This is a genomic window from Leisingera daeponensis (assembly GCF_019801465.1).
GTDB classification, from domain to species: domain Bacteria; phylum Pseudomonadota; class Alphaproteobacteria; order Rhodobacterales; family Rhodobacteraceae; genus Leisingera; species Leisingera daeponensis_A.
Genome location: NZ_JAHVJA010000014.1, coordinates 54,577 through 67,810 on the forward strand (window position 1 = coordinate 54,577; position 13,234 = coordinate 67,810).

Genomic DNA, 13,234 nt, shown 5'->3' on the forward strand with positions numbered 1-13,234 from the left:
TGAAAGGGCTCACTGCAGCCCGATGCGCTTGCAGAAGTCTCGTGAAAGAGGCGTATCTGATAGCGGTCACCGGGCTCAATGGACGATGAATGGACGCAGTTCATCATCCGTATCGAGACGGAACGTCCTCTGCCAAAGTGGTGTTTTTGTATAGGTCGTCCGGTCAGAAGGCGAATGGCGCCCGTCGAGCTCTGTTGCATCCAAGTATCCCAACCAGCTCAGCGGCTTCAGGACATGCCACATCAAAAACGAGGCATGATCCCAAAACTCTCGACCCCCTGCGCCAGAATATTCTACACCGTAAAAGGTCTTTAGTAGCGCTGCCTCGCTCACCCCTCCATGCGCTTCGACGTTGATAACGTTGAGCCAAATGTCCCAGTTGCCAGGTGCAACAAAGGGGAAGCGCTGCAATCGGCTATGATCAAACTCGAACAAGAACCCCCGCGTCAACGCCGCTTGCAGGACACCAGGCGTTTGAGACAGAACCTCCGCCTTCTTGCTGAAGCGCCACTTGCCTTTGGTGTGGCGCCCCAGCTTCATTGAGATCATCAGCTCATGCAAAACTAGGACGGGTAAGACGTCTTCCTCGTTCAACACTTTTTGGATGCGCAAGAGTTGGTCAGCTGAGTATTCAGGCCAGTTGAAATTCTCAGCCGCCCATGTCGCGAACTTTCGGTTGAATGCCCTGCTTTTCGTTAGGCCGATCCCATCATTTTCTTGAGCGAAACCAATCGCTTTCTGTACCGCATCAAGCAGTTTGGAACTGCCAAGAAGTGGATCGGAGTCATCAAGTGTTCGAATGTCCACGGCTACCCTGCTGATTTCTGGCAAACGTTTTTGTGTACTAGATCGATATAGCGTGTTGGCGGCGCAACCGTGAAGTCATTCCTTCGTACGAAGCGGTCACTGCGACAAGGCATAGCGAAACCAGGGGCTGAGCTCACAGCAGAAGTGTCAAAATCTTGCTGCGCGCGCTCGCAGCACGAAAACCACACGATCGCATCATTTTCGGCTTGGCTGCGCGGCGTGAAAATCAGCCGTTCATGCATGTCGCAGCCAGAAAGAGAGCCCGGATCTACAGGTTGCCGGACAAACCGGACTTTTGCGCATGCGGCGGATTTTCAGATCAGCTTCTTCGTCAGACACTGCTGGGGAAGTGCCGGCCGACCGACTGTTCCACAAGTGATGCCGTCAGGTTGTGCCGGGGTATCCAAGGCACCAATTCATTGACCAGTGGCCATATCACGCAAGGCTCAGGCGGGAAGCGCCCGGGCCTCTGCAAACGACAGCAATCTGCGGCTTTTCTCGTCCCAAAGGTGAAGTCGCGCGCAGCGGAAGCTTTCCCAAAGCGTGATGCGTCTGGTCTGTGCCAGGACGTCGTGATCCTTGACTACGTCGCCTAAACGGTAAAAGGGGATGCGGCTGGCTAGGTGATGCACATGATGGACTCCGATGTTCCCGGTGATCCAGCGCAGGATGCCCGGCAGAGCGTAGTGCGAACTGCCGTGAAGGGACGCGTCCTGGATGTTCCAGTCTTCCTCGTGCCGCCAGCTGGTTTCCTCAAACTGATGCTGCACGTAGAAAAACCACATGCCGGCTATTGCAGCCAGAAGCATCGTCGGCAGGAAGACGAACAGCAGTACCTCCCAACCGCCCAGCCAGACAATCACTGTCAGAGTGACGCCAATGGCAGCGTTTGTGGCCATCGCACTCAGCCAGTAGCACCAGCCGGACCGCATCAGTTGGAAGGGCAGCCGATTTTGCAGGAAGAACGTGTAAAATGGTACCACCCCGAACAGGAAAACCGGATGGCGGACGAGGCGGTAAAGCGCCCTGCCTGGCCATCCCTTTTTGCGGTATTCTCTGACCGTCAGTATCGGTATGTCTCCGACGCCCCGGCGGTCGAGGTTCCCGGTCGTAGCATGGTGGATCGCGTGGGTTTTGCGCCAGACGTCATAGGGCGTCAGCGTGATAACGCCGATGATGCGGCCGATCCAATCGCACAGACGCCGGTCGCGGAACAGGGAACCATGCCCGCAATCGTGCTGGATTATGAACAGCCGGACAAGAAAGGCTGCATTCGCCAACGCGAGAACCAGAGCCAATGGGGTGCTGATCGAGAGCACGCACCAGGCAACCGCCCATATTGCCACGAAAGGCACGAGCGTGACCGCAAGTTCGAAAATGCTGCGGGAGGGGATTGGCTGCCGGTATTTCGCCAGGGTTCGTGTCCAGTCTGATGCGGTCAGCCGCGCCTCTAGCTGTCTCGGACCAGTTACACCAAAGGGGTTTCCCGCGCCGGGTGCCCCTCCCGTGACGGGCAAGTGTCCTGGCTGGACCCGCGCTTGCCGCGCGGTCGAGGCAGATCCGGCATCCTGCATGTCAGTTTGGACGCTGCCGTCTTGGCGGCCTGGGCCGCCCGGCATGTCCTGCTGACCCGGCTGTTGGCCCCGTGCATCGTACGAGTTGGACGAAAGCGGCATAGGCGATGTCTAACCCGCTGCGATTGAGTATGTCATGCCGGCGGCCTCCGAACGGAGTTACCACCAGCGATGATCCGGTTGATGAGAACCGCCACGGCCCGATGCGCCTCTATCTCGCCATCAGCAACAGCTGCGTTTTCATGCGTCTTTGCAGCATCACGCAGGATGCCCACGATCTCGCGTTCGGGCAGGAGCTTGTGATCGTTCATCGCCAGCAGCATCGACTCGCAGATTGAGAGGGCAGCCATTCCCGAGAAGTCCTTCTTGCTACGCATTTTATGACTTCCTCCCAGGTAACGGTAATACATCGCGCGGCCGAATGGCCTTGCTTGTCCCAAGCATCTTCGCAGAAAAAAGGGTATGCTGGGCTAACCGAAAGCAGTCTGTGCGCGATTGCGTCTGGAGCATCTCCCGGCTTGTGAGACCCCGATGACGGATATCAAAGAAAGCCCGCTTTCACGCAAGCTGCAAGTCTTCGTCGCCTTGTCTGAAGATGAATTGGGCGTTTTGAAGCGTTTGCATCTGCGCCGCCGGTCCTTTGTGGCGGGGCGTGATCTCGTGCATCAGGGGCAGTCGGATCAGGCCGTTTACATTCTGGCCGACGGCTGGGTGTGTTCCTACAAGCTTCAGCCGGACGGAACCCGCCAGATCGTGGATTTCCAGATACCAGGGGATTTTCTTGGATTGCGCAGCGTGCTGCTGCGCACGTCCGACCACAGCTTCGAGCCGGTCACGGATATTCAGGCGGCGGAAGTCTTTGCGGACGACCTTCTGGAAGCATTCGAGAAGACGCCTCGCCTGGCGGCAGCAATTCTCTGGGCGGCATCACGGGACGAAGCCATGGTGGTCGAGCATCTCGCTGGAGTTAGCCGCCGCGCCGCGGATGCGCGTATGGCGCATTTCCTTCTGGAACTGGGGGCAAGGCTGAAGCTGGTCGGAATGGAGAGCAAGAAAGGGTACGTCTGCCCTTTGACACAGTATCACCTTGCTGATGCACTCGGCTTAAGATCCGTCCATGTGAACCGTGTTTTGCGTCAGCTTCGCGAAAGCGGCCTGCTGACCCTTCGGGACGGCCGCGTGACGTTCGACAATTATGACGGATTGGTGAAACTTTCGGGGTTCGATCCGGCGTATCTGGATCAGACCGGCCCGCTCTTGAAATGAAGGAGGCCGCCCCCCGGAATGACCTGGGGCGACCCAATCTTCATTTAAAACAAAGGAGTATCAGGAAATCGCTTTTGCAGCCGCGTCCAGTTCCTTGTTCGTTTCGGCGTAGTTATTCGCCTCGTGCGCTTTCTCGGCCGCCTGATAATGTTTCAGCGCCCGGTCTTTTCTGGGACCGGCAGGCGCTTTGTCACAGGCTGCTTTGACCGAGGTCATCTTCTCGGCGGTATTGGTCTGTTCGGGTGTCATTGGATTGTCCTTTCCTGGACATTCCGAGAATAGGACGCGCAGTGCAATGCAGTCCGTTTGAGGAACCGCACGCATCCCGTGCTTCTCTGCTGCTCGGAAATGAGTGCCGCCGGAGATTCGGCAGGCACGAAGCCATATACCCATCTTCTCTGCTCCGCAGCACTGACGCAGGTTAGCTTGGGGCGGGATCCGCGTTTTCTGGCTGATGATCTTTGAACGAAGAGCTCAGGAGCCGATTCACATTCCGAGAAGTGCGTTAAAGATATCGCCCCAAGGTGAGGATTCTTCCCGCTGGCGTCAGGTGGTGGGGGTTTGCTGGTGTGACAGCCGCAGCCACCGGCCGTTGTCCAGGAGATACGTGGACGCGCAGAGCGCCTCATAGATTGGTGAGCCTGACTTCTCGGCGAATACGCGGTAGGCGAGCACCGCAACGGCCCCTTGCCTGATTTGGCTGCGGTCTTTCATTTCCACAGTTCGCCAGCCCGTGTTTTGCTTCACATGTTCCAGGATCTGCCCGCCCTGGAGGATGCCCGGCGGATAGGGAAGCACCATCACTGCATTTTTTGCAGTAACAGTGCGAGCGCTGTCCGCACCGCTGGTCCAGCACCGCTCCTCCAGATCCCAGAGGATCGCATTTTCCTTACCATCACTGCGGTCGCCGTCTTGTGATTTGCCCAAGGTCATTGGCCCGCCCCCGGAACGCCTGCGAGTATTAACTGCAAAATCAGAAAGAGGAATGTCAGTACCGCCCAGATCAATCCAGACGATTTCGCCGGCCCGTTTTCTGCGCCATCAGAAACGGCCGTCAAGCGCTTGCGGCGTTTGGGGAGAAGGCGGGTCAGTTTCCGCGCAACCGATCCGTAATCCTGCTTGAGTGCGGGCACGTCACGGAATTGCGACAGCAGCATCTCCAGTCGCGAGTCCGCAGCCTCTTTTTCCAACGCCGCAAGCGCGGTTGCCTCCTCCCAAGGCTCGAGATCAAGCCGCGCAAGCGCCGAAAGAACCGTAACGGCATTGCCATTCCGGTCCTCGCCAACGAAGGCTTGCAAAAAGCGGTCAAACTCAGGGTTATGCGGGTAATGAATGCCAGCTGCAGGCATCGGCATATCCTCCCTTTTGATGTGCCCGGATCTGGGAGCGGCTGTTCCGGATGAGCGGGGCCGCCTCTTGCCGGGTAAAAAGCTTTGGATTGTAACGATCATACTCGCATTGCCCGACGCACGCGCTGACGCAGATCAGCCGGTATTCAATCCCCTCAAGTAAAGCCGCGGGGCAAGTCCAGGTTCGCCCGCACGGCCAGGATCTCCGCGGGTCTTAGCGGCGCTAACATGGGTCAGCGCGCACCGCCCGGTTCCGGGATAATGTATGAGAAGCGCAAAGTTTGGCTGCCTCTCTGCAACCGGGGTGCTGCAGCCAAAGCAGCGCGGAAGACATGCAAACATCGCGGAGACCGGTGATGGCCTTGCGATCAATCAGATCCACCGTGACTTTCCCGCAGCCGTTTACCTTGTCCGGATATCAAGACGAACTGCCTTCCGGCGAATACGAAGTGCTGGTCGAGGAGGAGCTTATCGAAGGGCTGAGTTTCACGGCTTACCGCAGAACGGCGATATATCTGACCGTACACGGCAAGGGGCGTTTTCTGGGCCGGACGGAGTTGCGGCCAATTACCTGGGCTGACTTGGAAGCAGCGCTCGGCCAAGACCAGCAACGCGACACTTGAAGATAGCGAGGCGGCGCTTTCCCCGCTGGAGGAACCACAATGAACTCTCCCGAATGGCTTAAACCCGGCCTCTGCGGCGCCGTGACCGGCGCGGTACTTGCCGGCTTCGTCGGGTTCACCTGGGGCGGCTGGGTGACTGGCGGAACCTCGAACGACAGGGCCATGGCCATGGCCCGCAACAATGTAGTCACGGCTTTGGTCCCTGTCTGCCTGGATATGGCCCGAACCGATGCGGAACGCGACGCAAAGCTGGCAGCGATCAGGGCCGTTGCTACCTTCCGGCAGCGGGATGCCCTCATGGAAGCCGGCTGGGCGACGGTCCCGGGAGCCGAGACCCCGGACCGCGACATTGCGCAGGCCTGTCTTGCGGCCCTTGGCGTTGGCAAGTCGCCGGAGCGCCCGGAAAACACGATCAATGAAGGATGATTTTTGTTATGACACCGTCTTTGCCTGAGATGACAGATCTTGAACGGCGCGTTCTCGCTCATGAACGGATTCTCCAGTCGCTCATTGCTTACATGTCCCGCACGGAACCGCGTTTCCTTGAGCACCTGAAGAAGCGTTTTGTTGAGCCGATGGCCATGGTGCGGCACGAGCATGACCACCGAAACGCGGATGACTATGCGGAGGAGTTCATTCGCGCCGTAATGGCCCTTGGAGAAACGAAATTGCCAAGGGCGGCAAGCTCAAAAGACAGTGTGAACGCAATGCACCATCAGGAAAAAAGGGAAGCTAACTGGCACCCCTATCGTCCCACCGCGGAAGCTGAGCGCGTCCGTGTCCGGGAAAGGAATGGGATCTGGGAGGTCAAGGTGGACGGCGTATTCCACGGGGATTACCACGACAAGGGCAAGGCGCTGGCAGCCGCAGCCTTGGCCCGCTTGTCGCTTCGATGAGAGGACTTCTCCCATGAACGAGCTAGTCAGAAGGTCCATTGCAGTATTTGCCCGGCCTTTCAGTGTGCCTGGCTTCGACGAGACGCTTCCGGCGGGAGAGTACGACATTGAAACGGAACTGTGTTCACCGCCCGACTGCCTGCATCCGGAAGCCTGGAAAGCGTCTGTGGCGGTGAAACTGCATCCTCGGGCTTCCCACCCCGGATTGGCGAGAATCTTGACCGTTTCACTGGCCGACCTTGATGACGCCCTAGCAATGGACAAGCTGACCGGAAAAGGTCTGGCCGAAATTTTCCTGGAAGAAATGCTGGCAGACCCGATGGTCCGGCTGGTGATGGAGGCCGACGGTGTTTCCGAGATGCAGCTTCGGCATCTCTACGCGGGCGGACACGCATCCCGGACGGACAAAAAGGCGCCGGATGCGGCCCCAGCAGGTAAATCGTCAAAGGAAAATTCAGCGATACAGGCCGCGGAGAATGAAGGAATGCCAACACAGGGGGAATAAGACGCGTGGATGCCCCCGCGACCGCCAAGGTCTGCGCCGTGTGCAGGTCCGCGCGAGCAAGAGAGGAAACAATATGCCCGACCCGAACGGCGGCCCGGAAGACCGTGGGCCGTGGCAAAGCAGACAGAAGCGCAATCCGCCCGAGATTGACGATCTTCTTCGTCAAGGCCGCGACCGCCTGGGCGGATTGCTCCCTGATGGGCGGCCGCCTCTGAGGGGGGTACTGGTTGCAGGAGCGATAGTCTTGGCGGCGGTTGCGGCCTGGTCTTCTTATTACACTGTCCCGAGCGACTCTGTCGCTGTTGTCCAGCGTTTTGGCAGATACACTGCTGAGGTTCCGCCTGGCCTGCATTTCAAATTCCCGCTTGGCATAGACGTTGCCACGCTGGTGCCCGTGAAACGGCAGCTAAAGCAGGAATTCGGGTTCACGACGCCGGGCAGGAGTGATCCCTTTCAGAGCCCGTCAGACGGCCGGCGCGAAACCGAAATGGTTACGGGAGATCTGAACGCCGCGCTTGTGGAATGGGTGGTGCAGTACCGGATCTCTGACCCCTTGAAATTCCTGTTCGAGGTACGCGAGCCAAGCGCGACTTTGCGCTACGTCTCTGAGTCCGTGATGCGCGAGGTCGTTGGCGACCGCACGGTAGACGAGGTCATCACCATCGGCCGGCAGGAGATCGAGAGCGAGGCACTTCTCAAGATGCAGGCTCTGTCCATCAAATATGCCATGGGCATTAGCATCGACCAGGTGCAGCTGAAAAACATCAACCCGCCGGAACCCGTTCAGGCGTCGTTCAATGAGGTCAACCAGGCACAGCAGGAAAAGGAGCGCCTGATCAATGAGGCGCGCCGCGAATATAACAAAGTCATTCCGCTTGCCGAAGGCGAGAAGGATCAGCGGATCCGCGAGGCTGACGGTTATCGCCTGAAACGTATCAACGAGGCGGAAGGCGACGCAGCGCGGTTCACCGCGCTTTTGGCCGAATACGTAAAGGCGCCTGAAGTCACGAGGCGGCGGATATACATAGAAACCCTCCAGGATGTTCTGCCCAGCATCCTGTCAAAAATCATTGTCGAAGGATCGACTGCGAGCATCTTGCCGCTTTTGAACCTCGACAGGCTTCAGGAGGATCCGCCATGAGCATCAGACTGGGCCTTATTGCAGGGATTGCGGCTGCAGTTGGGGTGATTGCCTCCGGTTCCCTCTATACAGTTGGCGAAGTCGAACAGGCCATTATCACCCAATTCGGTAAACCCGTGGGCAAACCAGTCATAACGGCCGGTTTAAAGCTGAAGCTGCCCATCGTTCAGGAAGTCAACCGGATCGACCGCAGGGTTCTTGAGTGGGACGGCAATCCTTCTGACATGCCCACCAAGGACAAGCTCTACATATCCGTCGATCTGTTTGCCCGCTGGAAGATCACCGACCCGTTGCAATATTTTCTGCGGCTGCGCGATGAGCGCAGCGCGCAATCCCGTCTAGACGATATTCTCGGCAGCGAAACCCGCAATGCCGTCGCCAAACACGAGCTGATAGAAATTATCCGGACCACGAAGGGCCGGATCCCGCTGCGGGACACGCTTCTGACCGATGAAGAGCGCGCGCAGGACATAGGTTCTCTGGTTCCTATCCAGAAAGGCCGCGCACTTGTGGAACAGGAGATATTCGCAGCCGCCTCAGAGAAGGTTCGCGTTTTTGGGATCGAGCTTCTCGATATCCGTTTCAAGAGGATCAATTACAACGAGAGTGTGCGTCCGAAGATCTACGACCGCATGATCTCAGAGCGCCGCCAGATCGCTGAACGTTTTCTTTCCGAGGGCAATGGCGAAGCCGCGCGGATCCGCGGCAACCGGGTTCGCGATCTGAACAAGATACAGTCCGAAGCGTATCGCGCCGTCGAGGAAATCCGCGGCATGGCTGATGCCGCGGCGGCTGCGATCTACGCAAAAGCCTACAACACCGACGCCCAAGCAGCCGAATTCTATGAGTTCACCCGGACAATGCAGGCCTACAAGGACATGATTTCAGGGGGAACGACGCTGGTTCTGACAACGGACAGCGAACTTTTCAGGTTTCTGAGAGGAATGGAGGCTGGAGAGCCGGCTGGGAGCACATCTCCTCCCTCTCCCGGCCTGACGGCCGCGGCCGAACGCTGATATATAGGAGGACAAAGAGATGACGGAAGAACCGGTGGATTTAGACGCAAGGCGAAGCGCCGAAAGCCAGATTGCGACCGAAATCCGGCGGCACGCCCTGAAGGATTTCGAAGCCGACCAGAGAAAACTCCGCCTGCGGCAGGAAGAACTTGAAGTGCAGCTTCTCGCCGAACCGGCCTCTAACTGGCATGAGGCGGCGATCAAGGCGCAGTATCTGATCCGGCGGTATTCCGAAACCGCCGACGCCCGGGATGCCAGGCGGCAGCGGCTCATAGAGCGCGCTCTTGGCGATCTTGCCCGGCTGATCGAAGAGGAGGACGCAGGCCAATGACCGATCTCATTGATCTGGACGATCTGCCGGTGCGGGCGATCAAGGATGTGCCGCAAGAGCGCCTTTGTCTGCGCTGCCGCGCGCCGTTCTGGAGTGAAGGTTTCGGGGAGCGCATATGCCGGCGTTGCAAGGGGTCGAGTACTTGGCAAACTCTGGTGCAGTCGGTGCGCCCGCCGGGCCGCCGCCGCTAAGATCTGCCAGAGCAGCGGAACGGGCCATAGTTTCAGTACTTGGATGGCAGACAGGTCCCGCCCAATGCGAAGCCGCTGGGCAACAGTATTCACTTTGTGCAACCAATGTCGCCTTCACTTCAACCGTGTTTTTCGGCAGCTGCGCGAAAGCGGGCTTGTCACATTTCGCTCCGGCAAAGTGACATTTGCAATTATGAACGCCTGTTCGCATTGGCGGTGTTCGACCTGGCCCATCTCGATCCGGCGAGGCCGTCCCTGAAATGTAATGGGCCGCGCTACTCCGAACGGCCCGCCACATTCGTCCAATGCCAAGTGTTACCCGAGCGCATACTTCGCTGCGCCGAGTTCCTTGATCATATCAGTATGTTTCTTGGCCGCCTGGGCCTTTTCAGCGGCCCGGTAATGCTTCAGGGCGGCATCCTTCTTGGGACCAGCAGGCGCCTTGTCGCAGGCGGCCTTAACTGAGGTCATCGTCAGGGAGGGTTTATTGGTTTCGGGTGTCATTCGGTTGTCCTTTCCTGGACGTTCCGAGAAACAGACGCGTAAATAGCAGACAGACCTTCAGAGGGTCCGGCAGGCTCTCCACGCTTCCGTGGTACTCGGGAATGAAAACCGGCAGGAACTGGGCCGGCAGGGGTCATCTAATCTGCTTAAAAACCTCTCCGCACTGACGTAAGTTAGCGCGGATTTCCGCCGCAGGCTGTTTTCCGCCTGCGTCTCAATATAGCGGGTTTTGGCGGTACGACAGGCAAAACCACCTTCCGATGTCCTGCAGTTAGGTGGAAGCACAGTTAGCATTCAGGATCGGCGTCACCGCTTTTTTGCTTATACCCGTTGCCGCAAAGCGCGACGGCTGGGAGCAGACGCCATCCACCCCATCCGCGTTTTATAGTTTCATGTCAGCAGGTTTGCTGCGCACTTCCTGGATGACTGCTTCTTCTTCCGCACTACGGCAACGATTTTGCGGCGGCGCAGCAGGTTTTCGTGATGCGAGCGCACGCAGCAGTGGAAATGCCGCATCTGCATAATTCTTGGTGCTGCCTTGCGGCAGGCAACCCGGCCATTCAGGCAGCGTGCAGCGATTTTGAAACCGCAAAACCACACCGCGCTCAGACGGAGCCGCCCGAAGCCGGCTTACCCCACGACCGAAGCTCCGCAAAATTTCTGAAAACGGATTAAGCGCTCTGTTCCATGAGGCACCCAGAGCTTCAGTATTGCGCTCGCCTTTCATCTTGATACCGCAGGAGCCCAGGTGTTTGCCGGTTAGCTACCACTGAAATGGCTCCGCAGCTCATCAGTGTGAACCCAAGCAATAGCTTGGCCGCTGCAGGTGGCGTCACGGCCGCCGGACGTGGTTGCCGTTAGCAATTATCTGATGGATCAGAGAAGCAGCAGCGTGGTGTCTTGCGGTATCAGTTCCCCTTCCATCCGCATTCTCATGAAAAGCCGCTGCATCACGAAGAACGCCAATGACTTCATGTTCAGGCAGCACCTGAAGATCTTTCATAGCCAGCAGCAATGCCTCGCAGATCGATAACGCGGCCATTCCTGCACATTCGCTCCGCTCGGACATTTTTGGCCTTCCTTTCTTGCATAGCGTGCCATGATAAGCTGACAGAGAGGTTCTCTTCAGTACCTTCGCAGGAAACGAAGCAAACCGAACTGATCCAAAGCAGTCCCGGGGACCGGTGGTGTTCAATGCCGCCGCGCCAGCTCAGGAGGGGTTATGAGCTCCATCGAACACAGCCCGCTTGCAAGGAAGCTATCGGCATTTGCCGTTCTTTCGGAAGATGAACTGGCCGTACTGACTCGGTTGCATCAACGCCGGAAAACCTTTGCGGCAGGCACTGACCTTGTGCATCAGGGACAGCCCAGACAAGCCGCCTACATTCTGGCTTCAGGCTGGGCCTGCTCCTACAAAATCCAGCCGGAGGGATCGCGACAGATTGTCGACTTTCAGATACCGGGTGATTTCCTGGGATTGCGCAGCGTTCTCCTGCGCACTTCGGACCATAGCATCGAGCCGGTTGTGAAGATCGAAGCAGTCGAGGTTATTGCAAGTGACCTGCTGGGAGCATTGGCCGACACCCCAAGGCTGGCGGCAGCCATACTTTGGGCCGCGTCCCGGGATGAAGCGATGGTTGTCGAGCATCTTGTCGGGCTGGGACGCCGCGATGCAGATGCGCGAATGGCACATTTTCTGCTGGAACTTGGTGCGAGGCTGGCGTTCGTCGGACTGGGAAGCAAGGAGGGCTATGCCTGCCCTTTGACCCAGTACCATCTTGCCGACGCGCTGGGGTTGACCGCTGTCCATGTAAATCGTGTTCTGCGGCAGCTTCGGGAACGAGAACTGGTCACTTTCCGGGAGGGCTACGTGAAGTTCGGAGATATTGACCGGCTCATGGAACTGGCGGATTTCGACCCGGCGTACCTGGATCAGACTGGACCGCTTCTGAAATGAAACGGACGCCTTTCGGAAAAACCCGGGCAGCCGGGTGATGGATTCCAAACGAGCAGGCTACGCGAGAACTTGTTTTGCCGCCTCAAGCTCCCTGTACATTTCGGTGTGGTTCTCATCGCTGTGCGCCTTTTCCGCAAGCTTGTAATGCTTCCAAGCCGCTTCTTTCTGCGGTCCTGCAGGAGCTCTTTCGCAAGCAGCCCTTACTGAATCCAGCTTCACAGAAAGCCTCCTAGTTTCGGGAGTCATTTCTTTATCCTTTCAGAGGTCTCCGAGAACAAGAAGCGCGAACTATGTGCAGAACCGATTTGGACCAGCACATACCCCGCGCTTCTTTGGCACTCGAAAACAATCACACACCGGCAAAATGTGGCGCCGGTTTTATCCTTTTATCCGGGATTGGGTCTGCACGTACTGACACAGGTTAGCTAGCGGTCTCCCGGTCGGGCGCTCTGCAAAGGCCAGTTGCGCTCGTCTGAGAAAGAGTTGTCGATAAGTGCTATGCCTGCCGACGTGTGCGGTAGTGTCAGCAATATGTCGACGCAGATCGCCAACGGGTTGGCACCGGCCGCTGCTGGCGGCCGCATTCTCGCTTGGTACCGGCAAAATTTAAAAACCTGTCAGGCGCTAACATCGATCAGTGCGTGAATTTCGCGCTCACCTTAAGGTCTTTGATGACACTCAGCTTTGCCGGGATCACGCCCTGAAGATTCCAGGAAGCCTCTGTGCGGCTGAGGCAGCCAAAAAAGCCAAACAGGAATTCAATGAGAAGCAGGATGAACACACGGTCGTCCAGATTGACGGTGACGTTTTCCCATCCGTTTGTCCTGGCAGGCTACGCAGACGAACTTCCTGCCGGAGCCTACGAAGTCATCGTGGAAGAGGAGCTGATTCAAGGGCTCAGCTTCGTGGCCTACCGGACCGCAGCAACCTATCTGCTGGTCCATGGCAAGGGCTGCCGTGCAGGCCGGACCGAGTTGCGCCTGATCACCCAGAATGACTTGGAAACTGCGCAAAGCCGCGCCAGCGGATTTGACACAAAACAGAAACCATAGCGACGCGGCGCTTTTTCCGCAG

Annotated in this window: 22 protein-coding genes; 11 read left to right on the plus strand and 11 right to left on the minus strand. The window is 57.8% G+C overall.

The window, feature by feature from the left end; translation table 11 throughout:
• Nucleotides 1-75 precede the first annotated feature (75 nt).
• The 3 genes from KUV26_RS20640 to KUV26_RS20650 form a co-directional block, all read right to left on the minus strand.
• Entirely contained in the window at nucleotides 76-807 is a 732-nt protein-coding gene (locus KUV26_RS20640; RefSeq protein WP_222509798.1) for a hypothetical protein, read from the minus strand.
• 446 nt (nucleotides 808-1,253) lie between these two features.
• The gene (locus KUV26_RS20645) at nucleotides 1,254-2,483 is read right to left on the minus strand and encodes a fatty acid desaturase (RefSeq protein WP_261400016.1); all 1,230 of its coding nucleotides are present in this window, start codon (nucleotides 2,481-2,483) and stop codon (nucleotides 1,254-1,256) included.
• Nucleotides 2,484-2,515: 32 nt separating this feature from the next.
• Nucleotides 2,516-2,758: a hypothetical protein gene (locus KUV26_RS20650; RefSeq protein WP_222509799.1), complete on the minus strand. Its 243-nt coding sequence runs from the start codon at nucleotides 2,756-2,758 to the stop codon at nucleotides 2,516-2,518.
• Nucleotides 2,759-2,912: 154 nt separating this feature from the next.
• On the opposite strand from KUV26_RS20650, the gene KUV26_RS20655 reads away from it, so the two are divergent.
• On the plus strand, nucleotides 2,913-3,647 hold the full coding sequence (locus KUV26_RS20655; protein WP_222509800.1) for a Crp/Fnr family transcriptional regulator: 735 nt from the start codon (nucleotides 2,913-2,915) through the stop codon (nucleotides 3,645-3,647).
• A gap of 60 nt (nucleotides 3,648-3,707) precedes the next feature.
• Here the strand turns inward: KUV26_RS20655 and KUV26_RS23760 are convergent, their stop codons facing one another.
• The 3 genes from KUV26_RS23760 to KUV26_RS20670 form a co-directional block, all read right to left on the minus strand.
• Nucleotides 3,708-4,040, minus strand: coding sequence for a hypothetical protein (locus KUV26_RS23760; RefSeq protein ID WP_261400019.1), 333 nt, complete (start codon nucleotides 4,038-4,040; stop codon nucleotides 3,708-3,710).
• A gap of 153 nt (nucleotides 4,041-4,193) precedes the next feature.
• Nucleotides 4,194-4,580 (minus strand): hypothetical protein, encoded by a 387-nt coding sequence (locus KUV26_RS20665; protein WP_222509801.1) that lies wholly within the window; start codon nucleotides 4,578-4,580, stop codon nucleotides 4,194-4,196.
• Nucleotides 4,577-4,996, minus strand: a complete 420-nt coding sequence (locus KUV26_RS20670) for a hypothetical protein (protein ID WP_222509802.1) — start codon at nucleotides 4,994-4,996, stop codon at nucleotides 4,577-4,579. Before KUV26_RS20670 ends, KUV26_RS20665 begins: the two co-directional genes overlap by 4 nt.
• Nucleotides 4,997-5,352: 356 nt before the next feature.
• Between KUV26_RS20670 and KUV26_RS20675 the strand changes: the two genes are divergently transcribed.
• The 8 genes from KUV26_RS20675 to KUV26_RS20710 all read left to right on the plus strand — a co-directional run bounded on the left by KUV26_RS20675 (nucleotide 5,353) and on the right by KUV26_RS20710 (nucleotide 9,699).
• Nucleotides 5,353-5,619 carry a hypothetical protein gene (locus tag KUV26_RS20675; protein ID WP_222509803.1) on the plus strand — a complete coding sequence of 89 codons (267 nt, stop codon included), beginning with the start codon at nucleotides 5,353-5,355 and terminating at the stop codon, nucleotides 5,617-5,619.
• A 39-nt stretch (nucleotides 5,620-5,658) separates the two neighbouring features.
• A complete protein-coding gene (locus KUV26_RS20680) occupies nucleotides 5,659-6,045 on the plus strand; it encodes a hypothetical protein (RefSeq protein ID WP_222509804.1) in 387 nt (128 codons plus the stop codon).
• Between the two features lie 29 nt (nucleotides 6,046-6,074).
• On the plus strand, nucleotides 6,075-6,515 hold the full coding sequence (locus KUV26_RS20685) for a hypothetical protein (protein ID WP_261400020.1): 441 nt from the start codon (nucleotides 6,075-6,077) through the stop codon (nucleotides 6,513-6,515).
• A gap of 13 nt (nucleotides 6,516-6,528) precedes the next feature.
• Nucleotides 6,529-7,020 (plus strand): hypothetical protein, encoded by a 492-nt coding sequence (locus tag KUV26_RS20690; protein ID WP_222509806.1) that lies wholly within the window; start codon nucleotides 6,529-6,531, stop codon nucleotides 7,018-7,020.
• A gap of 73 nt (nucleotides 7,021-7,093) precedes the next feature.
• Complete coding sequence (gene hflK, locus KUV26_RS20695; RefSeq protein ID WP_222509807.1) at nucleotides 7,094-8,161, plus strand: FtsH protease activity modulator HflK; 1,068 nt, start codon at nucleotides 7,094-7,096, stop codon at nucleotides 8,159-8,161.
• A complete protein-coding gene (gene hflC, locus KUV26_RS20700) occupies nucleotides 8,158-9,177 on the plus strand; it encodes a protease modulator HflC (RefSeq protein WP_222509808.1) in 1,020 nt (339 codons plus the stop codon). The genes hflK and hflC overlap by 4 nt, the downstream gene beginning before the upstream one ends.
• A gap of 19 nt (nucleotides 9,178-9,196) precedes the next feature.
• Nucleotides 9,197-9,508: a hypothetical protein gene (locus KUV26_RS20705; protein ID WP_222509809.1), complete on the plus strand. Its 312-nt coding sequence runs from the start codon at nucleotides 9,197-9,199 to the stop codon at nucleotides 9,506-9,508.
• On the plus strand, nucleotides 9,505-9,699 hold the full coding sequence (locus KUV26_RS20710) for a hypothetical protein (RefSeq protein WP_222509810.1): 195 nt from the start codon (nucleotides 9,505-9,507) through the stop codon (nucleotides 9,697-9,699). Before KUV26_RS20705 ends, KUV26_RS20710 begins: the two co-directional genes overlap by 4 nt.
• A 315-nt stretch (nucleotides 9,700-10,014) precedes the next feature.
• On the opposite strand, the gene KUV26_RS20715 is transcribed toward KUV26_RS20710, so the two are convergent.
• The 3 genes from KUV26_RS20715 to KUV26_RS20725 all read right to left on the minus strand — a co-directional run bounded on the left by KUV26_RS20715 (nucleotide 10,015) and on the right by KUV26_RS20725 (nucleotide 11,272).
• On the minus strand, nucleotides 10,015-10,203 hold the full coding sequence (locus KUV26_RS20715) for a hypothetical protein (RefSeq protein WP_222509811.1): 189 nt from the start codon (nucleotides 10,201-10,203) through the stop codon (nucleotides 10,015-10,017).
• Between the two features lie 382 nt (nucleotides 10,204-10,585).
• A complete protein-coding gene (locus KUV26_RS20720; RefSeq protein WP_222509812.1) occupies nucleotides 10,586-10,930 on the minus strand; it encodes a hypothetical protein in 345 nt (114 codons plus the stop codon).
• A 105-nt stretch (nucleotides 10,931-11,035) separates the two neighbouring features.
• Nucleotides 11,036-11,272: a hypothetical protein gene (locus KUV26_RS20725; protein WP_222509813.1), complete on the minus strand. Its 237-nt coding sequence runs from the start codon at nucleotides 11,270-11,272 to the stop codon at nucleotides 11,036-11,038.
• A 153-nt stretch (nucleotides 11,273-11,425) separates the two neighbouring features.
• On the opposite strand from KUV26_RS20725, the gene KUV26_RS20730 reads away from it, so the two are divergent.
• Nucleotides 11,426-12,160 (plus strand): Crp/Fnr family transcriptional regulator, encoded by a 735-nt coding sequence (locus KUV26_RS20730; protein ID WP_222509814.1) that lies wholly within the window; start codon nucleotides 11,426-11,428, stop codon nucleotides 12,158-12,160.
• Between the two features lie 57 nt (nucleotides 12,161-12,217).
• Here the strand turns inward: KUV26_RS20730 and KUV26_RS20735 are convergent, their stop codons facing one another.
• Both KUV26_RS20735 and KUV26_RS20740 read right to left on the minus strand, forming a co-directional pair.
• A complete protein-coding gene (locus KUV26_RS20735; protein WP_315900154.1) occupies nucleotides 12,218-12,379 on the minus strand; it encodes a hypothetical protein in 162 nt (53 codons plus the stop codon).
• Between the two features lie 415 nt (nucleotides 12,380-12,794).
• On the minus strand, nucleotides 12,795-12,941 hold the full coding sequence (locus KUV26_RS20740; RefSeq protein ID WP_222509835.1) for a hypothetical protein: 147 nt from the start codon (nucleotides 12,939-12,941) through the stop codon (nucleotides 12,795-12,797).
• Here KUV26_RS20740 and KUV26_RS20745 point away from each other — a divergent pair.
• The gene (locus KUV26_RS20745; RefSeq protein ID WP_261400021.1) at nucleotides 12,934-13,212 is read left to right on the plus strand and encodes a hypothetical protein; all 279 of its coding nucleotides are present in this window, start codon (nucleotides 12,934-12,936) and stop codon (nucleotides 13,210-13,212) included. The genes KUV26_RS20740 and KUV26_RS20745 overlap by 8 nt on opposite strands.
• Nucleotides 13,213-13,234 lie beyond the last annotated feature (22 nt).